The organism is Planococcus sp. TJ-302 (assembly GCF_058268455.1).
Map to the genome: position 1 here is coordinate 1101012 of NZ_JBZDOI010000001.1, position 19813 is coordinate 1120824.

Sequence of the window (19813 nt, forward strand, 5' to 3'; positions counted from 1 at the left end):
TAGTAATATTAAATGCAAATCGACTTTTTGAGGTGAATCATGGAACGCATTGCAATGAACCGTTACAGGAACAGATTGTTCATCCATTTATTCGGATTGGCCCATTTGATACACACCTTTATCCATTTCGTAACTGGAGAAACTCTTCCCCATTATTCTATTGCTTTCGGCATTTTATCATACATAGCTCTTTTGTTGCTCTACCGGATGAAAATCAATCAGCGCGCCCTGGAAATCACAATTCTATTGCTGATGAATCTGGCGGTGTTCATTTTGAATTTTGAGACCGTCGCAACAGTCAATATCGTCTATTTTGCCATTCCGATTGTGGCATCGGCATTATACTACGATACTTTGCCCATTATCGGCCTTGGCATTTTATCCGCGATTGAAATTCTGCTGCTGGCATTCGTATTTGACCAGTTAGGCGGGCGGGCTCCTATGTTTTACGTCAACCTTACCCTTTTCGTTTTTATCTTTTTCCTCCTTGCCATGACAGTCCTTCATTCCGTTTTCTTCAGAAAGGTATGGACCCAGATTGAAAAAAAGAACGAATCGATGGAGCGGGCATTAATGTCAAAAGAAGGCTATCTTCACCTGTTTTTCGAAACAGCGAAAGATGCCATTGCCGTATTCGACTCGGAAAATAAAATCATCGCCATTAATCCCGCGTTCGAAGAATTGTATGGCTGGACACTGGAAGAATGCATCGGTCGCACACTTCCGCTGGTCCCTCCGGAGCACCAGAAAGAAGTTGCAGACCGGACATTCCGGGTCCGGCAAGGAGAAAGTTTCTCTCTGCTGGAAACACAGGACTTGAAGAAAGACGGTAGCCGATTCGATGTGCAGATCACTCTTTCGCCAATCACAGATGAAGCAGGCAATGTGATTGCCACTTCAATAATTTCAAGAGATATATCGTACAAGAAAGATGCAGAAAAACTGATTCTTCAAGCAGAAAAGTTAAAGCTGACAGGCGAAATTGCCGCCGGCGTCGCCCATGAAATTCGAAATCCGATGACCGTCATCTCCGGATTTGTCCAGATGATGGACAGCGACGCAGATTACCCGTACAAAGAATACACGAAGCTCATTCATTCTGAAATCGAGCGCATCAATTTGATCATCAGTGAATTCCTGGTCCTTGCCAAACCGCAGCCTTCATACGCGCGAAAGATAAGTTTGAAGAAAGTCATGGGTGATATCGTCATGCTGTTTGGTCCTGAGATGAATATGCGCGGCATCACTTTCCATTCCCGTTGGGAACAGGAAGATTATTTCATCAACGGCGAAGAACACCAAATGAAGCAAGTTTTCATCAACTTGATTAAAAACGCCATCGAGGCGATTGACGGCATGGACAGGATAGGCAATATTAAACTAATAGTCGAAGGGCATACCGACAGCCATGTGTCGCTGAGGCTGCATGATAACGGAGCGGGAATCTCTTCAGAAACCTTGGCTATGATCTTTGAACCGTTTTATACGACAAAAGACACTGGCACGGGCCTCGGTTTGCTGATCTCCCAGAAAATTGTCCAGGAGCACAACGGCACTTTGACAATTGAAAGCCGTGAAGGAGCAGGTACAATCGCCACTGCTCTGCTGCCGTGCATTTAAAAAGGACCCCTAGGGGCCCTTTTTTTTGTTTCAGTCGTCGTCTCTTTCGTTGTCATCATCACGGTCGCCGTCGTTGTCATCACGGTCATCATCATCATCATCATCTTTATCGACTTCATGTTTTAAAATTGTACCATCTTTCGCATTCACATAAACTTCGTGTTCTGTACGGCCATCTTCAAATTTGATTTCATAATAGGCAACCCCGTCATCGTTATCCAATTCCAAATCTTCGATGGTGCCGCTTGCCACTTTTTTAGCTGCAGCGACAGCTTCATCGCTTGAGATGTAATCGCCAGCTGAGGCCGCTGCTGAAGATGATTTTTCATCTGATGTGTAGTTGTCATCCCAGTCATCATCGTTATCGTCGTTATCATCTTTTTCACGCTTTTGCTCAAGGATTTCACCTGTAACGGCGTCCAGTTTCAAATCATAGTCGTAGCCATCTTTGTCGATGTCAATTTCGAAATGCGGAACACGGCCATCGCGTTCAAGTTCGATATCCGTAATTTTCCCGTCTACTTCCTGAAGTGCTTTTGCAGAAATTTCATCGAATGTCAGGAATTCGGTCTGGTTTGTTGATTGTGAAGCATCCGCTTTAAGGTCGGTGGTATTTTCTGCCTGCACCTTGCTGTCCGTTGGTGTTGCATCCGTGTTCGCCCAAGCGATTCCACCCAATGCTAGAATACCTGCTGCTGCTGCTGGAATGTAGATCATTTTTTTCATGTTCATTCTCCTCCTCATTTGGTATACCTTTACTATAGCCGCCCCTTCTGTGAAAACAGTTAAGGCTTTATGAGAATTTGATGAGAACTCCATGAGTTTGCATTAATGATCAATCATCCCATTCCACAGTCATTGTTTCTCCGCGGATCGCGTGGATTTGGATTGTCGCTTCTTTGTCCAGCCCTTCGTTTTCAATTTCAATCAAATAATAACCGCCGTCTGCTGTTTCCGTGAACTCCACTTCCTGGACTTCCCCGTCAAGCGTCCCTTTGGCGATCGTTATGGCTTCTTCCCTGCTGAGCACGGGTTTCGGCTCGGGGGAAGGTTCCGGTTCAGGAGCAGGTTCCGGCGATTCAGAAGAAACATCCGTAATTTTTCGGACATCGCCCGTATCTGCCGCAACAAACACGGTTTTCTTTGCTGAACCTTCCGTGATGTCCACTTCGTACTCATTCGGCTCTTCTAAGTAGCGGACTTCACCGACCGTTCCACCGACTTCCTTAAGGGCAACCGCTTTTGCTTCTTTTTCTGTCAATTTCTCTTGAACAGGCACCGCTGCTTTTTCAACGAGCTCAACCGATAAAACGCGTCCCGTCGAGCTGTCTACCGCTGCTTTGTATGTGCCGTCGTCCCTTGTGAATCCTACTTCGTACACCCCTCCAGATAGGGCAGTTTCTTCAATCACACCGCCATATTGGGAAATGACCGTTTCGCCTGCTTGTGAAGCGCTGATGCTGTCGCCTTCAGCGCCCATAGACAATAAGTAGACAAGCGCCGCCACGGCCAAAATGGCAGATGCAGCAGCCATGAATATCCATTTTCTCATCGCGATCCCTCCTGCTTCAAGTGTACAGGCTGAACATTAAAATCTCCTGAGAAAACGATGGAAACCGTGGTGCCCATATTCTCAATGCTTTCAATTTCCAGATTAGCGCGGAGCGTATCCGCCAGCTGCTTCGCCAGCGACAAGCCAAGGCCAAAGCCTCCGGACTCTCTGTCTCGAGCTTTGTCCACCCGGTAAAAGCGCTCGAAAACAAACGGCAGCGACTCTTTTGGAATGCCGATGCCAAAATCTCTGATTTGGATGGTCGGCTCACCATCATCTTTCACTATTACTTCAATGCGGTCTGAGCTGTACTTTCTCGCATTATCGAGCAATATATACAAAAGCTGCTTGAGTTTCGGGACATCCGTTTCCACGATAATCGCATTTTGGCCGCTGATCAGCCGGAATTCTCTATTGAAAGAAGTCTGCATCACTTTGACGGTCTGGCCCAGCACTTCCTGCAAATTCACATTGGTAAGTTCCAATTGGGTTTCACTGCGCCTCGCAATGTGGAGCAATTGCTCAATGAGCGAATTCATGCGCTCGGTTTCCATGCGGATTGCTGCCAGGCTTTCTTCTGCGATGGCTGGATCCCCCATCCCTTGGCGCTGCAACAATTTTGCGTAGCTGCTTATGACAGTTAACGGGGTCTTCAGCTCATGGGACGCATTTGATACAAACTCTTCCTGCTTGCGGTAATTTTCCTCTAACAGCTCCATCATTTCATTGAATGTACTGCCCATCTCGCCGATTTCATCTTTCGACGTTTGGGTGATGGGAAGCTTCTCGAATTGCCCGCTCTTCTGAATCCGCGTCATCGTATTGGTCAAATCCGTTACCGGTTTAGTGACCAGCCTGCCAAGCACCGCACTCGACAAGATGATCGGAATCATCGCTACAGCAACAGCGCCAAGCAGGACGAAACGAAGCGCTTGCAGATTGCCGGCTACTTCATCCATTGATTGGGCCATGACTAGTTCTGCTACTTCCCCGTCCACCCAAATGACTGGTGCTGTCACATAAGCGAATCGACTAGTTTCCACTTTAATAATCCCCGAGTTTTCGGGCAATACCATCGGAAATTGGATTTCCACGTCCGGATCCTGGCTGTCTGGGGTCAGCTTGGCCCCTTCGGATGCCGCCCGGACAAGCCCGTCTGCCGGCACATAGCCGCGCAAGATTTCCCTTGGATCATCCGCTGGATTTTCATTGAATGCAGTGACGAGCGCTTCAAGTTCGGTCTGCAGCTGGCTTATTTCCGTATCGTAGGCCAGTTCGCTGAACGAAAAATAAATGACCGCGGTCAGCACGCCTAAAATGACCAGCATCAGCAGCGATGACCATAAATGGATTTTCTGCTTAAGTTTCATGGGTCTGCTCCTTCATGACATAGCCGATTCCCCTGACCGTTTGGATATAGGTAGTCGTTTCCCCGGCATCCAATTTTTTGCGCAAATAGCGGATATAAACATCGATGACATTCGTATCACCGTAATAATCAAAGCCCCATACTGCATTCAGCACCTGTTCACGGCTAAGCACTTGCAAAGGATTGCGCAAGAAATAAAGCAGCAAATCAAATTCACGCGGCGTCAAATCCACTTGGCGCCCCGCACGGGAAACTTCCCTCGTGCTTTCATTCAATTCAAGCTCTCCGAACCGGTGGAGCATGGGATTTCCAGATCCCGTCGTCAACCGGAGGCATGCACGGATGCGCGCCAGCAATTCTTCGATTTCAAAAGGCTTTGTTATATAATCGTTAGCGCCAAGATCGAGTCCGGCCACTTTATCTTTAACATCATTTTTGGCAGTCAGCAAAATAACCGGAATAGCGGGATCTGATGCGCGGATTCGTTTCAAAACATCGAGCCCATGGATTTCAGGCAGCATGAGATCGAGCAGCACCAAATCCCATGGCTTTTCACGGAATTTGATCAGCCCATCCGCTCCTGTATGGGATACCCCAGTTTCATAGCCTTCGTACGTCAGCTCTAACTCCAACACACGCGCTATGCTTTTTTCATCTTCAACGATCAATATGCGTTCAGCCATTATGCCACCCCTTTCTTTTATCATAATATCCGGAAATGGAAAAAGCGACCCAAGGGCCGCTTATTTTAATAACCGTCTGACAAACTTCACTTTATCTTTATAAGGAGGAAATAAAACATTTGTCGATAATCTCGTCGACTTTTTCAAAATCGATTTCGCATGGGTGAATGTTTCAAAGCTGTATTTTCCGTGATACGAGTTCACACCGGATGTGCCGATTCCCCCGAAAGGAAGATGCGCGCTGCCGACATGGGAAACCGTGTCGTTGATGCAGCCGCCGCCGAATGGCAGCTCGTCCAGGAAAAAGTTGATTGCCCGGTCATTTTCCGAGAACATATAAGCCGCAAGCGGTTTCGGCAACTTGCGAATTTGCCGCACCAATGCCGGAAAGTCATTGTAAGTGATGACCGGTAAAATGGGTCCGAACAATTCGTCTTCCATCGAAGGACTGTCAAAATGAATATTGTCCAAAACAACCGGTTCAATATACAGATCCGTTCGATCGGTGTGGCCACCGACAACAATGTTCGCTCCTTCTTTCTCAATGATTTCAACGAGGCGGTCAAAATGGCCGGTGCTGACAATGCGTCCGTAATCCGGGCTCTTCTGCGCATCTTTGCCGTAAAAACTGCGGATATTGGCAAGCAATTTCTCCATGAATTCCTCTTTCACCGATTCGTGCACACAGACATAATCAGGCGCAACACATGTCTGGCCTTTGTTCATCAGTTTCCCCCAAGCGACGCGTTTTGCCGCAAGGTCGAGGTTCGCTGTCTGGTCGACGATGGCCGGACTTTTGCCGCCCAGTTCCAAGGTGATCGGCGTCAATCGTTCGGACGCGGCTTTCATGACGATTTTCCCAACATTGACGCTGCCGGTGAAAAAAATATAATCGAACGGCGCATGGATCAGCGCATTCACTTCTTCCCGTTCTCCTTCGACCACACGGATGTAATAAGGCGGGAATGCCTCTTCTAAGATGGTGCGGATGACTGTAGCTACGCTCGGCGTCGTTTCCGAAGGCTTGACGATGGCGCAATTGCCGCCGACAATTGCCCCGACCAATGGCTCCATCACTAGCTGGAATGGGTAATTGAACGGTCCGATGATCAACACCGAGCCATATGGTTCACGGATGATCATGCTTTTCGCAGGATGCAAGTGAATCGGCGTTTTGACAGATTCCGGCTTCATCCATGAATCCAAGTTTTCGATCATGTAATTGATGCTATCCAATACAAAGCCGACTTCCGTCGCGTAGGCTTCAAATTCGCTTTTCCCTAAGTCCTTTTTTAGCGCATCGACGATTTCGCTGTCGTGGGCTGAAATCACGCTTTTAAAACGTGTTAATTGGGCTTTTCTAAAAGCTGCAGGCTTTGTCGCCCCTGTATAGAAATAGTCGCGCTGCTGCTCAATCATGTTTTCTACATCTGAAGCTGTGAAATTCATCCTCTTACCTCCATTTTCTTCCATGCCTTAGTTTACCCGTTCAGGACGGCAGCAATCATCCATTCTTCAATAAATGATCGACATGCCGTTGGACGATCAGCCCTTCTTCAAAAGGCACCAGCAAAGTCGATTGCTGTCGCATCGATTCAAAGAGCGATGGAACTTCTGGAAATTCAAGCAGCTCCGTGCGTTCTTCGTATTTTCTTTCTTCATACAAGTTCGACCAATTTTCCAGCGTCAGCACCCCTTCTTCGCCGAAGACCTTGAATTGCAGCAACTCTTTTTGTCCGATGCCGCTAATTCCCGACAGCAAAAGCGGTGTGCCGTCCGCGATCACGCCATGAGCGAGCAAACCGGTTTCGCACAGGTCCGCTTGTTCCGGATACGTGACGATGTGGTGCTGAATCGACAAGCCGCCAAAAATGCGGTGGATCAGCTGCAGGTAATGCGGGAAGACTTCGCGCACAAAACCGCCTTGGCTCCTCGAGCCAATCCACGGAGTCTGCTGCCAGCCGCGCGGCCAATCCGGGAAAAATGTCTGCAGCTCGACGCGCGTAATTTTCCCGATGACCCCGCCGCGGATCCGTTTCACCATTTCATGCACGGCTGGCTTATACATTAGCGGAAAATGCATGGCGGTCTGGATGCGGTTTCTGTCTGCAGCCTCCGCCATTTCCTGGCCTGCCTCTGCATCATGGGCGAGCGGCTTTTCGCTTAGCACATTGATGCCGGCGCTTGCCGCCAGTTTGGCGATGGGTGCATGAGAAGCCGGCGGCGTACCGATATAAAGCCAATCGATGTCTGAATGCAATACTGCTTCCAGCGAGTCAGCAATAGGAACACCATAGGTTGCCTCTAAATAATCCAGCCGGTCCTGCTGCTCATCAAAAACCGCTTTGATGTTCACTTTTTCTTCTTGTTGAATTTGTTTAATGATGCGTTCACCCACGATGCCCGCCCCAATCATACCGATTGAAATCATAATTCTCCCCTTTTCTGAAGCCGAATGGCTTTTTTACATTGTCTTTGTTTATTAGTGTAACCTTTCAGGGTATAGAATAGTCAAACAATTCAACTGCAATTATTGAGGAGGCATATATGATGGATAAACAAGCAAATTGGTGGGAGCCTATTTTTTCAGGTGAACTTGAAGTCGGCATCAATAAGGATAAGATGGAAACGGTCGAACAGGAATCTTTCCTTTATCTCGAAAGTTTTGCAGCCGACATGGAGCCGCAAGCATAATTGGCTCCTATGACAATCGGATTTTGCAGCCACAGTACATAAAAAACGCCTTTCCGAAAGATCATGGAAAGGCGTTTTGCTATGTTTTCTATTCGACGCTGCGCCACAAATAAAGAGCCGCATAAGACAAATATGGGGACCATTCCGGCAGATGCTGCAGGATTTCTTCGGCTTTTGGCTTGTCGTTGCGCGACCATTGGATTTTCAAGGCATTCTGCAAACCGATATCCGCCAATGGAAATAAGTTCGGGCGCCCGAGGCCGAACATCAGAAAACTCTGTGCCGTCCATGGCCCGACGCCTCGGTATAAAACCAGCTCAGCCGCCGCCTCTTCATCTGATTTTTGTGAAAGCTCTTCCAAGCGCAAAGTCCCCGCCGCAATCGCCTGTGACAAGCCGATGACGTATTCTGCTTTTCGGGTGCTGAATTGAAGCTCCCGCAGCTCTTCAGGCTGCAGCATAGCGATTTTCTCAGGCTCCGGGTAAAACCACACTCCGTCCCTTTCATGTCCGTAGTTCTGGACGAAGCGGCTGGAAAGCGTGTGCGCAAAAGAAAGATTCAATTGCTGATGGATTATGCTTTTCATCAGCGAACCATAAAGGGAGAATTCTCTCACCAGCGGCGTACCTTTGTGTTTCTCAAACAATTGTGCCAGGCTAGTGCCGCTGAAATGTTCAGCGACCGGATCCAATGATTGATTGAAATGAAAAATCTCTGAAATGTGGTTCATCTGTCCCCCTTCTGCGCCTTCCACAGTAAAAACGGGGCTGTCGCTTGTGCCTTCAGCTTTCACGGACACGATATTGCCTTCCGGCATAGGAACACGGACAAACCGGTCAGAAAGCGAGACAACATGGAGAGGGTCAAGCGACAGCCTTTCGAGTACTCGATTAAAGTCATAATAAAATGGCACCGTCAATTGCATCGTGAATCCCCCTTTTTTTCAAACTTAGATGAAAGCGTTCGGGTTTGCAAGCGGCATCATTGGAAAATATAATGAAAAGATGGGAGATGGAATGACTATGAAAAAAATAATCGGCTTATTGTTGTTGGCGTCCATCCTTTCCGGATGCGGCCTGCTTGAATCGACGGATACTTCCGGATCGGAAGAAAGGATTGCCGTCGAAGTTACTTCAGTCATCGATGGAGACACCATCAAAATCATGTATGAAGGCAAAGAAGAGACCGTCCGCTACCTTTTGGTCGATACGCCCGAGACCAATCATCCACGGCTCGGCGAACAGCCGCTTGGAAAAGAAGCGACAGCGGAAAACAAGCGCATCATAAATTCCGGAGATGTTACGATAGAATTTGATGTCGGAGAACGTTTCGATGATTATGGCCGTTTGCTTGCTTATATCTATGTAGACGGTGAAAGTGTCCAGGAGGAACTTGTGGCATCGGGCATGGCGCGCGTTGCATACGTTTATCCCCCGAACACCCGCCACCTCGACGCTTTCGAACAGGCGGAACAAAAAGCGAAAGATGCCGGAGCCGGTATCTGGGAATATGAAAATTATTCAACCAGCCGTGGCTTCAACTCGGATGCTTATGGAGGCATCGCTCCACCAGCGGCAACTGATGACTGCCGGATAAAAGGCAACATCAACCGCAGCGGCAAGAAGATTTACCATATGCCAGGTGAAGGTTCCTATGAAGAAACCAAGCCGGAAGAATGGTTCTGCACAGAACAAGAAGCACAGCAAGCCGGGTTCCAAAGTACCGGCCAGTAATGGAGGAAGATATTGATGCAAGCGATCGTCTTAAGGTTCGACTACACGACATCCACAAAAATAGAACACCTGCAAAAACAAGCGAATGCTGCCAGCCTGGACTCCACACCTATGCTGCCGCCGCATATGACGTTGCAGGCGTTTGAACAAACCAATCCGGCTGACTTGAAAAACGCGCTTGCCCCCTGGGCCGATCAGCGCGCCCAATTGCCGCTCGAATTCGGTGCACTCGGTTTCTTCAAGCAGCAAGGCGTGTTTTACACAGCCCCTGCATTAACTGATGCATTGAAAGTTTTTCATCAAGCCGTGAATTTGGCGACGCGCGACTTTACAGGCCAGCAGGATTATTACTTGCCGAATCAGTGGGTGCCGCATGCCACCATCACCAAAAACATCGCGCCGCCTTACTGGGGTCCGATGTTCGCGCGGCTGTCACTGGAATTCGAACCGTTCAGCGGCAAAGCGGTCGCTATTGAATGTTGGTCGATTGCACAAGGCAAAGCGCAAAACGAATGGAGTATTTTTCTTTCAGAATAGTTATTGACTTTTCACCAGGACACGATATAATTAAATTTGTCCTGGTAATTGAGATTCCTTAGCTCAGCTGGGAGAGCGCTACCTTGACAGGGTAGAGGTCGCTGGTTCGAGCCCAGTAGGAATCATATAATAGTAAATACGTAAACCCTTTGGTATCAAGGGTTTCACATGAAAGAACATCTCATATGAGGTGTTCTTTTTTTTGATTATGTTAGCGTGGCATCCATTTGGCATCATTTAACCAAATAAGGTTTGATCGAGCCTATCAGATGCGTCTCTTTGCATGGTTGGTAATAGATGTCCATACGTATCCATAGTGGTAGAAATCTTACTATGTCCCAATCGATCAGCAATTAATTTCATAGGTTCGTTCTGCGAGATCATAAGAGTTGCATGAGTGTGTCTCAAATCGTGAAAACGAATTCTTGGCAAACCTGCTTTTTCACTCAGTTGCACGAATGCTCTTATTAAGTTCCGAGGATGAATTGGTGTCCCCTTCTCCGTACACATTACCAAGTTTAAATTGGTATAGTCTGTTCCTAAATAGTCTTTTTCACTATCCAGTTCCTCTTTACGCTGTAAGAACACACGCTTAACGCTCTTTGAAAATGCTAAGGACCTTACACTACTTTTGGTCTTCGCACCTTCCTTGAACGACTTACCGTCATGTTCTAATATCTGCCTCACATGTAATACCCGTTGACTAAGATCCACATCTTCCCAACGCAACCCTAATAGTTCTCCTTGTCTTAATCCCGTCATGATCGCTATATAAAAAACACCATAATATCTATGCCCTTCTGCAACCTTCAAAAAGCTTTGAATTTGTTCAATATCCCATATTCCCATCTTTTTGTAGTTCACTTTTAGACTATCAGTCTTTGATGCTTCGTTAACAGATAAAATACCCACTTTAACAGCATAGTTTAAACAAGTATTCACAATACTAAAAACTCTTTTAATAGTAGAATCTGCTAATTTTTTATCCCTTAAAACTGTTACAAAGCGTTGTATGTGCAACGCTTTTATTTGGTCTAATTGTAAGTTCCCCAGTATGGGTATCACATGTGTTCTGAGATTTATTTCATACAACAGAATTGTTTGGTTACTTAAAGATACGCTTTTATTCTTTAGCCATTCGTATAAAAATTCACTAAATTTTATTTTTGCAGGGGCTACATAATTTCCTCTACTCATATCTACTTCTACTTCTTTTAGCGCTTCTGTTGCTGCCTTTTTAGTCTTAAAACCTCTTTTTCGCTTTTGTTTTCTTTCATTCATTTCATTGTGAAAATTTAATACGTAAAACCATGTTCCTCTACTATCATCTTTATATACCGGCACTTTACTTCCTCCTTAGATTAGTCACCTCATCTCAAATTTAATCACTGACAGTGTTGTATTAATAATACAACTTAAGATGAAAAAATTAAATGAAATGTCTTTTTGATAATTGCTCGTAATCTGTAGTGATTTCTAGTCTTATTATATATTTGGACGTATAGTAATTACTATTTCCGTTGAAAGCTATCTGATTGCATTAACGTCTCTGGGAACGTAAAAAGATAAGGTATTTCACACTCAGTGGATTTATACTCCTATTTACCTCTAAATTCGTCAGTTTCCTCGTAAATCACTCGGAAATTGAAAAAGTTAAAAAAATTTTGGGGAGTAGCTGGTATCTAATCTCGTTCATTTACTGAAGTTCGGTGCCCCCCCCTCTAAATCATTACAATAACAAGTTGGGTAGACAGAAATAAATATTGGCCTTAGAATAACCATAATATGACTTACGATTTTAAAACTTTGATATAGAGGTCAACTATTTTTGTATAAAATAAAAACAATTGTTACCAGGATCACAGCTGCAGAAAAGGACCTTTGTATATTCTTTTAAATACGAACATACTATTCCGCCCTTCTCGCTCGATTGTTAGATTTGTACGTTAAGCATTGACGAATTATAGAAACCTTTAATACGCCAGTGTCTTGCTTCACAAAGAATCATACAATATTCAAGTCGAATCGAAATCGAAACGGAAGAGGTGATTATTTTGAAAGAAGAAATCAATTTGTATTTAGATGATTTGAGAGATTGTCCAGAAGGGTTTGTATTAGCTAGGAATATCGAGGAAGCGATATATTATTTAGAAAACTATACAGTAAGAATAATGACTTTAGACCATGATTTGGGAGAGGACGATTCAGGAAACCTTTTACCGACTGGCTATGACTTAGTGAAACTTTTCTGCGAAAGAGGATATTACGCCAACAAAATTTACTTGCACACAGATAATGGCGTAGGACGTGAAAATATGTACCATACATTAAAAGGTGCACAAAGAAGAGGATTCATAAGTGAAGATATTGAGATTTACCACTATCCTATCACTAAGAATAAGTATTCGGGAGCTTAAATACAACTTGGTCATGAAATAGAGACGCCACGGGCATCAACTACAGCATAAAATTGATAGCATCAATATTGTTACCCAATTTTACCAACTAACGTCAAGCACTTTGCTAATTATATAAAAACCCTACAGCACTGGTAGTTTTGCTGTAGGGTTTTCTATTTAAATATTGATCATAAGATAAACAACTATTCCCTGTCTTAACCACATTAATACTTTACCATCAATCATGATTTGGTATGTGTTATGCATTATTCTATCTGGTATCGCTTCAGCTATTATCTCATTCCTAACCTAAGTTGTTACCTCATTAGGTCGAATTGTGAGCAATAAATGTTAAAAGTTTTTTTGTGAAGCAATTTGAAATCTTCAATATGGTAGCTGTCTCCTTTAAAGAAAGTTCAGTCAAGAGTCATTAATTCAAAATAAGCAGGGTGACTTTTATATATTTCTTGGAGACTAAGCACTGTGTCAGTAACATTTATACTAATTCAATTACTTGCCGCTTCATTGAAGAATAAAGTTCTCTGACCTTCAACGAATTAGGACACTGAAATCTCTTATGTTAGCTTGTGTTAATAGATCCATCCACTGCCCCTTACATGATATTGCTACTCTAAAGGCCCTTTATACATAGGTAGAGGGCCCTCTCTTCCAACGATCTTATTTGTATCAATTACTCATCATAAATTCAGAACAGGTAAACCGTTAAAGCCTGATTTATATTATCCAATGGTTTGATTATACTTCTTAAAGTCAACAATCTCATTTCATTACCTCTATTTTCAAATCAAAAAACCAACAAGCTAATCTTGAAGTCTTAAATTGCATATCCATAAGTTCTTCTTAATTGTCTTCAATTAGCACAAATACCCTTTGTTTGTTATTTTCAGCAGGAATATAAAGAATTTCTGTTTCTTTATGAGGCAATTCAAAGAACATGTCAATAATATTGCCAATTCCATCGCTCTCTTTGTTTTGCTTTATACCTGTTTTGACTGTGCTCAGATATTCTTTTTCTAACTTAATTCTTTTTTTGAGTTTATTGCCATTCCAATAATTTTTACCGATATTAATTCCCACCCCTAGCTTTTCCCAACCAGTAAGATAATTTAATTCTTTTATATCATCAACTGATTCTAAAAATTTTTTCTTTTTTTCTACCAATTCCTTACTACTCAGGTACTGTCTTTCTGCATAGATCTTCTCAACTTCTATGTCGCTATTATGATAAAAGCTATTAGCATAATTTTGTTTTAATTGCTTTATTGAATCATTGATAATTTCTATTTGACTACCGGTCTTTATTTTTGTTCGAATCTCAATTAGCTCTGCAAACAAAGATAATTTATTAGCCTCAAGTGCGACCTCCATTGTGAAATTAATATCTTGAAGTTTCTGTTCCTCTGTTTTTTCATTAATTTCCAAGTTCAATTTCTTTTTTTGTCTTATTAAACGAAACATATATTCTTCATGAATTGCATCTGCAGTATCTTTATAGTTACTAATAGCAGATAAATTAGTAGTATCAAAAAAATCTCTATTGGCAAATTCAGACACCCTCTTTTTAATTGCAAGTAAACGCCCAATGTTTGCATCATGATGAAAATGTTGAAGATTTTCTAGTTGCGTTTCCAAATCTTTAATTTGAGTATTAAGTTTATGCAAATAATAGGTTCCTGAAATAGCTGACATAGCTTGCATTCCTGCTGAAAGAATAAGTTGTGGGTTTACTGAAACACTTAAACCAATGTCTGCAAAGCCAGCGTGCTCGACTAAATGTCCAGACGCGTCTCGCACCATTGTCGTTGTAGTTCCATTAGCAAATTTAGATAGATTGGCGGGATTAGCAGTTGCAGTAAATAATCCATTAGGTGCTTGTTTTGCAATTTCAGCTAAAGTCATTCCTTGATTAGCAACCTGCAATGCCGTCTGTGAAACGTTACCTCCTATCATTGACACATCAGATATAAAAACTTCCTTGTATTTTTTCTTTGCTTCCAATTTATCATCAGTTACTTTTCTTAAAACAAGTTTATCGCAGATAGGGTTAGAAAGAACAATTTCATTGGTTTCATTTAAGGTCTTTAACATTTTGTCTTCTGACATTTAAGCTATCCCCTCTGTCTTTTCATTTAGGTTTATTATACACAGGAATCAATGAAGTTTTTATACATCTATTTTTAACATAAGTCTTATGAGAAGAATAGTAAGCATTGAAATATAAATCTACCACCAAATGGATTCATATAATTTTTATTCTGCTCATACTAATTAAAGGTTAATGGTAATATCACATATGATCCTTTAAAGAAGCCTCCGGCTATTGGAGAGGACAACTCTTCTTGTATGATGATGACATAATATTATAAAACCAAATAAAAAAAAGCTCTTTAAATGAGCTCTTTTTTAAACCTTAGGTAATTCCGCAATGTTACTTGTACATATCAAATTCCTCCTCGCTCCCAGGGTAGGTAATAGGATCATGGAAGTATCCATATTGAGAGTATTCATATAGTGTGTGGTATCCTGCTTTATTTGAAAAAAACTCTTCACTTCTGAAATATGGATAGTTGAGTACTTTTTCTTTTTTCATGTATTCATTTGCCTCTTCATCATAAAGAACTTGCGGAGACTTTAAATTTTTTCTAAATTTGATAGGCATCTCTTCAAAAACGCTTGATTTCAAGCCCTCCTCATACGCAGTAGTGAAAGTTTCTAATAACTGCTTTCCTGTATAAACATCTATAGAAAGCTCATCCTTCCATAGGTTTTCAAAGTATGCCTCTTTCAGCTCTTCTAAAACCTCATTGTTTACCAAAGCTGCTAATGCAGATACTTCTATATTTGTTACAAGGTATATCATTGCATAGTCACTTTCCTTAGATTGAGAAGGATGAGCTACAGCCATGTACCTAATGTCCTTTAAGCCACTTGAACTTTTAAGTTCATTAAGAAATTGCTGTAGTTTTTCTTTAACTCCTCCATACTCGCTTAATGATATCTTTAAGTGAAATACTGCTAAAAATTGATCAGTTACAAAGTTTGTTAGTAAAGAAACTCTGAGATTCTCAATTTTATTATCATTAACACCTGTACTTTTATTTTTTGATTCATATAAAAGTACGGTCCCACCACAATCGATTAGTTTAGTTACTGAGTGCATAATTATTTCCTCCTTCAATCCAGTTAATTAGAATATTTTTGGATACTTTAATCCTTTTCCCCACTTTAATTACATGAAATTGTTCAGAGTGAACCAATTCATACGCTTGTTTTCTTCCTATTCCAAGAAGTTCCTGGATATCTGAAACATTTAATACGTCCGGGTATTCGTTATAAGTTTTGTACATAATTTATAAGCTCCTTTGGATGTTTAATATAGTAGTTTTCATATCTTGTTTCCCCACTGAATGGACTCATATAAGCTCCGCCAGTAATAAATGTCGATTGACAGTTATTCATTGTTTTATAAAACTCCTCTACTTCCACTATTTCTAGTATAAGAGGCTTTTTTAGATTTCTTGAATGGTAGTACTTTTTCTTTCCTGCAAGCCTTTCATCGGCAATTCCTTTGCTTAGATAAGAGGCTATTTTTTTGTTTTCAGTTATATCGGAATTAACGATGGCTCGGTGTACATAACCATTTTGCCAAAGATCCTTTAAAACCGAATTCGAGATCTCTGTCAAATTACTAATCATATGAAAATGAATAGCTCCTTTTCGGTTTTGATCCTGAAACTCCATAACTGCGATATATTGAAAATCGGGTAAATGATTCTTCTCTGTATAGTAAGCAAGCCTCTTTTTAAAGTCATTAAACTTTTTTTGGCATACACTGATATTTGTTAAATCAGTTGCTGTAGAAGTATCAAAAGTTAATGTTAAGAACGCATAAGTATCTGTAAAGTTACATTCGAACAACCTTTTAAGGTTTTTCTGAGCTCTTTTAATACTAGTCTTCTTATTGACTTCTAAGCTTTCTGAATCAGTGTTTGGGAGTGATGTGTGTCCTCCAGAAGATGATATTTTGCCCATATTGGACCGATAGCGTTGATGTGTTATTTCAATGTTCCTGTGACTGATTACTGCTTTTGTATATGAATGCTCCATGGTTGTTTGCTCCTTTTGAGATAGTAATTACTTTCGTCAAATTAATCACTATTTATCAAGTTAATTACTAAGTACTGTACTTATATGAACTTTGCTGCCCGGGTGTGGTTTTTACTACTTGTTCATGTGTTAATTGTATTTTAAATGGCCTTCTGAAGTAAAATTGCGCTTGAACCAGTAAGACTCCACATATATCCCATATAGATCAATACTGCAGCGAATTTCACTTGGCACTTAAAATTACTGAAGATTACTCAAAAATGCGCCAATTTCCGGACATTTTGCTGGTATGAGGTGCATTACATCGCTATCATTTAAATAAAAGGAGTTGTTATTATGCCTACTAACAATGGTCAATATGATTATCAGTTGGTTTTCCCTCCTCTATTTCCTGATACCTTGCCAACCCCGTCTCCACATAGTTGTCTTTTACCTAGTTTTTCAGGTTTGCCTATGTATGCGCCGGCTTTAAAGCTTACTGCTGAAGAAATTACAAAGTCCGTTTCTAGAAATTCCATTGGTGTGTACATTGTTTTATTATGGATTTCATCTCGTAATTTATTAGTACCGGTCTACATCGGAAGCGGAGATGTGAGAAAACGTTTAATATCTCATCTAAAAGCAGCTGAAAAGGGCAATTTAAGTACCGTTTCTCACTATAGTAAGGAATATAACATTCATCCTAAGTGGTTTTATGAGCTTCTTACAGTTACAGAAGTACAATGTTTTATGTTTACTTGGTTCGAATGCTCAGAACATAGGAGTTATGAGAACGAAACATATCATGTGTTGGTGAATACACCATACCTTTTAAATGCTAGAGCTGTTATACGAGACGAACGATCTAAACAGAAATTTCGAACTAAAAAGGCTCTGGAAAACTTCTATTTTGTAAGAGAACTCTTAAGATAAAAGATGGTGTTAAATAATTTAAAAGTTAATTCTGACTTTTAATTTTATATATATCACTGCAAACAAAAAAGAGCAGGCGCTAGTTTCTAAGCACCTGCTCTTAAAATATATGATTGATAAGTTATGATACTCCTAATGCTTTATAAACTGCATCAATCGGATCTGAGTAAAACACTGGTTGTACTTTCACTAGTAAATCTGGTGGCACTGTTTGTAAATCCATAACAGCCGATGCCGGAATCAACACTTTCTTTGCACCAGCATCAACGCAAACTTGTAAAACATTGGCGAACTCTTCTATCTTAGCAATGGTTCCGCCTACAGTCATATTGCCGATAACGACGGTACTCTCTTGTACTGGCTTGTCCAGTGCTCCAGAACACAGCCCGATCAATTCCGCAATAGCCAACTCATTTGTTAATCCAATACCTTGCAAGTCACTAATATGCATCAAATAATCTTTTGTTTTGATAGCGATTGTATTGCTGATGCTTTTACTATTTGCTGTGAAGTAACGGAAAGCCGTATCTAAGCTTTCTCGAGTTTCTCTTGATGAGCTGACACCTGACTTGTCGAACTTCCCAGTTCCACTTACGACCTGGTTTTCAAGCTTATAGACACCAATCATCCCTGAGTGCCCGTGTCCGACTACATAAACATGCCCTGGCTTGCCCATTCCCTCTGGAATCAGTTTGCCTCCGCCTTGTTCTGGGACAGAGACGTGCTCTTCTTCCATAGATTCTTTATCCAAATAAGAGAACATTACATCGTAAAACTCCATGCCGCCGATTTTCTTAAGCTGTTCTTTGACACGACGACGGCCTTCTAATGCATATCGAAGAATTTCTTCAATATCAGCTTTAGTGTATTCTCCATTTGGATAAATTAGTTTCACCATACCTGATACTGTCTTCCGTACTGCGATGGTATCCCGCTGATTTAAATTGTTGCCTAACTTGAAATACCGGTCAATTGAATCAGCAAACGACCGCTTCCGCATTTCTCGGAAAAACTCAGCAATGTAATCAACAATAAATCCATATTTATCAGTAAAGAAATCCGGGCGCATTTTCGGAATTTCCCACCCTGGCATATAATAATGCATCCGGTCAAAGAAAGCCGTATCATTAGCCATTTCTTCCGGGAATGGTGCGAAGAGATGAGAAGTTTTCAACAATACATCAACACTTTGATTGATATTTCCTACGAAAACCATTGAAGCACTCGCATTCTTCTCTTCTTTTCCCCGGGCAAAGGAACCAGAGGCCATATAGTCTTTCATAATTTGAATTCCATCATTATCTTTAAAGCGAATACCTGCCACTTCATCAAATGCTACACAATCCCACATACCGACAAGTCCAATTTTACGTGTCGTCATATTATAAAAAAGGTTAGCAACAGTTGATTGGCCACCCGATACTAGGATGGAGTTTGGAGAGATTTCCTTATATACATGTGATTTCCCTGTTCCACGTGGACCTAGCTCGCACATATTATAGTTGTTCTCAACTAAAGGTACGAGACGCAACAATAGATGCCACTTAACTCGATCCTCCAACTGCGTTGGTTCCATACCCGTAGAACGGATCAACACATCGATCCACTCGTCCTTTGTAAATTGCTTTCGTCCTTCGAATACTTCGTTGATGTCCATATTCGGCATCTGTATCGGCTGCAAGCTGCTTACGCTAAAAGGATTATTACTTCTGGCCTCTTCGTCATAATAGTAGTCAATCTTCACCATGCACCAGATTCCACCCACTAACAACTTATCGAATTCTTTAACAAAGTTAGAGCCAACTGGTACTCCTTTTAAACCCAGATTTGAGAATTCTGCTTCATAGATATCCAGCTTTGGATTTAAAACTACAGATACCTTGTCTATTATTGAATACTGTCCCATTTCCCGAATACGTGACTTAATCTTTTCTGCTTCATCAGGCCGTACAAAGTTATCCGAAAGAATCTTCTTTACCCGATCTACACCTTCACGTATACTTTCTTCATCATCAGTTGCAGCATACATGCCAAGCAAATATTCAAGTACGTAGACAGGTACATTTGCGCCCTCTTTAATAAGCTTTGTCAAATCTTTTCGGACGACACGGCCAGCAAAAACATCATTCAGCTTTTTGTCGAGATCTAAGGTTTTTGCTTCGTCAATACGTTCATTCATTCACATT

Annotated in this window: 19 protein-coding genes and 1 tRNA gene; 7 read left to right on the top strand and 13 right to left on the bottom strand. The window is 41.9% G+C overall.

Going from position 1 to position 19813, the window contains the following annotated elements:
- Positions 1-39: 39 nt before the first annotated feature.
- A complete protein-coding gene (locus tag AC4EHB_RS05655; protein WP_490980878.1) occupies positions 40-1620 on the top strand; it encodes an ATP-binding protein in 1581 nt (526 codons plus the stop codon).
- 30 nt (positions 1621-1650) lie between these two features.
- On the opposite strand, the gene AC4EHB_RS05660 is transcribed toward AC4EHB_RS05655, so the two are convergent.
- The 6 genes from AC4EHB_RS05660 to AC4EHB_RS05685 form a co-directional block, all read right to left on the bottom strand.
- Positions 1651-2346, bottom strand: a complete 696-nt coding sequence (locus AC4EHB_RS05660; protein ID WP_490980879.1) for a PepSY domain-containing protein — start codon at positions 2344-2346, stop codon at positions 1651-1653.
- A 109-nt stretch (positions 2347-2455) separates the two neighbouring features.
- Complete coding sequence (locus AC4EHB_RS05665; RefSeq protein WP_490980880.1) at positions 2456-3172, bottom strand: PepSY domain-containing protein; 717 nt, start codon at positions 3170-3172, stop codon at positions 2456-2458.
- Positions 3169-4542, bottom strand: a complete 1374-nt coding sequence (locus AC4EHB_RS05670) for a sensor histidine kinase (RefSeq protein ID WP_490974609.1) — start codon at positions 4540-4542, stop codon at positions 3169-3171. The genes AC4EHB_RS05665 and AC4EHB_RS05670 overlap by 4 nt, the downstream gene beginning before the upstream one ends.
- Entirely contained in the window at positions 4532-5224 is a 693-nt protein-coding gene (locus AC4EHB_RS05675; RefSeq protein WP_490974610.1) for a response regulator transcription factor, read from the bottom strand. Before AC4EHB_RS05675 ends, AC4EHB_RS05670 begins: the two co-directional genes overlap by 11 nt.
- 60 nt (positions 5225-5284) lie before the next feature.
- On the bottom strand, positions 5285-6673 hold the full coding sequence (locus AC4EHB_RS05680; RefSeq protein WP_490980881.1) for an aldehyde dehydrogenase: 1389 nt from the start codon (positions 6671-6673) through the stop codon (positions 5285-5287).
- Between the two features lie 55 nt (positions 6674-6728).
- On the bottom strand, positions 6729-7655 hold the full coding sequence (locus AC4EHB_RS05685; protein WP_490980882.1) for a Gfo/Idh/MocA family protein: 927 nt from the start codon (positions 7653-7655) through the stop codon (positions 6729-6731).
- 119 nt (positions 7656-7774) lie between these two features.
- Between AC4EHB_RS05685 and AC4EHB_RS05690 the strand changes: the two genes are divergently transcribed.
- Entirely contained in the window at positions 7775-7918 is a 144-nt protein-coding gene (locus AC4EHB_RS05690; RefSeq protein WP_490974613.1) for a hypothetical protein, read from the top strand.
- Positions 7919-8006: 88 nt separating this feature from the next.
- On the opposite strand, the gene AC4EHB_RS05695 is transcribed toward AC4EHB_RS05690, so the two are convergent.
- Entirely contained in the window at positions 8007-8843 is an 837-nt protein-coding gene (locus AC4EHB_RS05695) for a DNA-3-methyladenine glycosylase family protein (protein WP_490974614.1), read from the bottom strand.
- A 97-nt stretch (positions 8844-8940) separates the two neighbouring features.
- On the opposite strand from AC4EHB_RS05695, the gene AC4EHB_RS05700 reads away from it, so the two are divergent.
- From AC4EHB_RS05700 to AC4EHB_RS05710, 3 genes are all read left to right on the top strand, one after another.
- Entirely contained in the window at positions 8941-9651 is a 711-nt protein-coding gene (locus tag AC4EHB_RS05700) for a thermonuclease family protein (RefSeq protein ID WP_490974615.1), read from the top strand.
- Between the two features lie 15 nt (positions 9652-9666).
- On the top strand, positions 9667-10188 hold the full coding sequence (locus AC4EHB_RS05705) for a 2'-5' RNA ligase family protein (RefSeq protein WP_490974616.1): 522 nt from the start codon (positions 9667-9669) through the stop codon (positions 10186-10188).
- Between the two features lie 52 nt (positions 10189-10240).
- Positions 10241-10313: transfer RNA gene (locus tag AC4EHB_RS05710), tRNA-Val, on the top strand.
- A 112-nt stretch (positions 10314-10425) separates the two neighbouring features.
- Here AC4EHB_RS05710 and AC4EHB_RS05715 read toward each other — a convergent pair.
- A complete protein-coding gene (locus AC4EHB_RS05715; protein WP_490980883.1) occupies positions 10426-11532 on the bottom strand; it encodes a site-specific integrase in 1107 nt (368 codons plus the stop codon).
- 707 nt (positions 11533-12239) lie between these two features.
- Between AC4EHB_RS05715 and AC4EHB_RS05720 the strand changes: the two genes are divergently transcribed.
- A complete protein-coding gene (locus AC4EHB_RS05720) occupies positions 12240-12605 on the top strand; it encodes a cyclic-phosphate processing receiver domain-containing protein (protein ID WP_490981495.1) in 366 nt (121 codons plus the stop codon).
- Positions 12606-13448: 843 nt separating this feature from the next.
- Here AC4EHB_RS05720 and AC4EHB_RS05725 read toward each other — a convergent pair.
- The 4 genes from AC4EHB_RS05725 to AC4EHB_RS05740 form a co-directional block, all read right to left on the bottom strand.
- Complete coding sequence (locus AC4EHB_RS05725; protein WP_490980884.1) at positions 13449-14711, bottom strand: hypothetical protein; 1263 nt, start codon at positions 14709-14711, stop codon at positions 13449-13451.
- 325 nt (positions 14712-15036) lie between these two features.
- Positions 15037-15768: a hypothetical protein gene (locus tag AC4EHB_RS05730; RefSeq protein ID WP_490980885.1), complete on the bottom strand. Its 732-nt coding sequence runs from the start codon at positions 15766-15768 to the stop codon at positions 15037-15039.
- Positions 15752-15955: a helix-turn-helix domain-containing protein gene (locus AC4EHB_RS05735; RefSeq protein ID WP_490980886.1), complete on the bottom strand. Its 204-nt coding sequence runs from the start codon at positions 15953-15955 to the stop codon at positions 15752-15754. The genes AC4EHB_RS05730 and AC4EHB_RS05735 overlap by 17 nt, the downstream gene beginning before the upstream one ends.
- Positions 15939-16715, bottom strand: a complete 777-nt coding sequence (locus AC4EHB_RS05740; protein ID WP_490980887.1) for a rolling circle replication-associated protein — start codon at positions 16713-16715, stop codon at positions 15939-15941. Before AC4EHB_RS05740 ends, AC4EHB_RS05735 begins: the two co-directional genes overlap by 17 nt.
- Before the next feature lie 336 nt (positions 16716-17051).
- Between AC4EHB_RS05740 and AC4EHB_RS05745 the strand changes: the two genes are divergently transcribed.
- Positions 17052-17627, top strand: a complete 576-nt coding sequence (locus tag AC4EHB_RS05745; RefSeq protein ID WP_490980888.1) for a GIY-YIG nuclease family protein — start codon at positions 17052-17054, stop codon at positions 17625-17627.
- A gap of 121 nt (positions 17628-17748) precedes the next feature.
- Here the strand turns inward: AC4EHB_RS05745 and brxL are convergent, their stop codons facing one another.
- Positions 17749-19806: a protease Lon-related BREX system protein BrxL gene (gene brxL / locus AC4EHB_RS05750; RefSeq protein WP_490980889.1), complete on the bottom strand. Its 2058-nt coding sequence runs from the start codon at positions 19804-19806 to the stop codon at positions 17749-17751.
- Between the last annotated feature and the right edge of the window lie 7 nt (positions 19807-19813).

Excerpts from the sequence above, each read along its gene's own strand:
- AC4EHB_RS05745 (WP_490980888.1), top strand. The coding sequence starts at position 17,052 with ATGCCTACTAACAATGGTCAATATGATTATCAGTTGGTTTTCCCTCCT.
- AC4EHB_RS05680 (WP_490980881.1), bottom strand. The coding sequence starts at position 6,673 with ATGAATTTCACAGCTTCAGATGTAGAAAACATGATTGAGCAGCAGCGC.
- AC4EHB_RS05690 (WP_490974613.1), top strand. The coding sequence starts at position 7,775 with ATGGATAAACAAGCAAATTGGTGGGAGCCTATTTTTTCAGGTGAACTT.
- AC4EHB_RS05725 (WP_490980884.1), bottom strand. The coding sequence starts at position 14,711 with ATGTCAGAAGACAAAATGTTAAAGACCTTAAATGAAACCAATGAAATT.
- AC4EHB_RS05685 (WP_490980882.1), bottom strand. The coding sequence starts at position 7,655 with ATGATTTCAATCGGTATGATTGGGGCGGGCATCGTGGGTGAACGCATC.
- AC4EHB_RS05655 (WP_490980878.1), top strand. The coding sequence starts at position 40 with ATGGAACGCATTGCAATGAACCGTTACAGGAACAGATTGTTCATCCAT.
- AC4EHB_RS05730 (WP_490980885.1), bottom strand. The coding sequence starts at position 15,768 with ATGCACTCAGTAACTAAACTAATCGATTGTGGTGGGACCGTACTTTTA.
- AC4EHB_RS05675 (WP_490974610.1), bottom strand. The coding sequence starts at position 5,224 with ATGGCTGAACGCATATTGATCGTTGAAGATGAAAAAAGCATAGCGCGT.
- AC4EHB_RS05740 (WP_490980887.1), bottom strand. The coding sequence starts at position 16,715 with ATGGAGCATTCATATACAAAAGCAGTAATCAGTCACAGGAACATTGAA.
- AC4EHB_RS05665 (WP_490980880.1), bottom strand. The coding sequence starts at position 3,172 with ATGAGAAAATGGATATTCATGGCTGCTGCATCTGCCATTTTGGCCGTG.
- AC4EHB_RS05700 (WP_490974615.1), top strand. The coding sequence starts at position 8,941 with ATGAAAAAAATAATCGGCTTATTGTTGTTGGCGTCCATCCTTTCCGGA.
- AC4EHB_RS05660 (WP_490980879.1), bottom strand. The coding sequence starts at position 2,346 with ATGAAAAAAATGATCTACATTCCAGCAGCAGCAGCAGGTATTCTAGCA.
- AC4EHB_RS05670 (WP_490974609.1), bottom strand. The coding sequence starts at position 4,542 with ATGAAACTTAAGCAGAAAATCCATTTATGGTCATCGCTGCTGATGCTG.
- AC4EHB_RS05695 (WP_490974614.1), bottom strand. The coding sequence starts at position 8,843 with ATGCAATTGACGGTGCCATTTTATTATGACTTTAATCGAGTACTCGAA.
- brxL (WP_490980889.1), bottom strand. The coding sequence starts at position 19,806 with ATGAATGAACGTATTGACGAAGCAAAAACCTTAGATCTCGACAAAAAG.
- AC4EHB_RS05735 (WP_490980886.1), bottom strand. The coding sequence starts at position 15,955 with ATGTACAAAACTTATAACGAATACCCGGACGTATTAAATGTTTCAGAT.
- AC4EHB_RS05705 (WP_490974616.1), top strand. The coding sequence starts at position 9,667 with ATGCAAGCGATCGTCTTAAGGTTCGACTACACGACATCCACAAAAATA.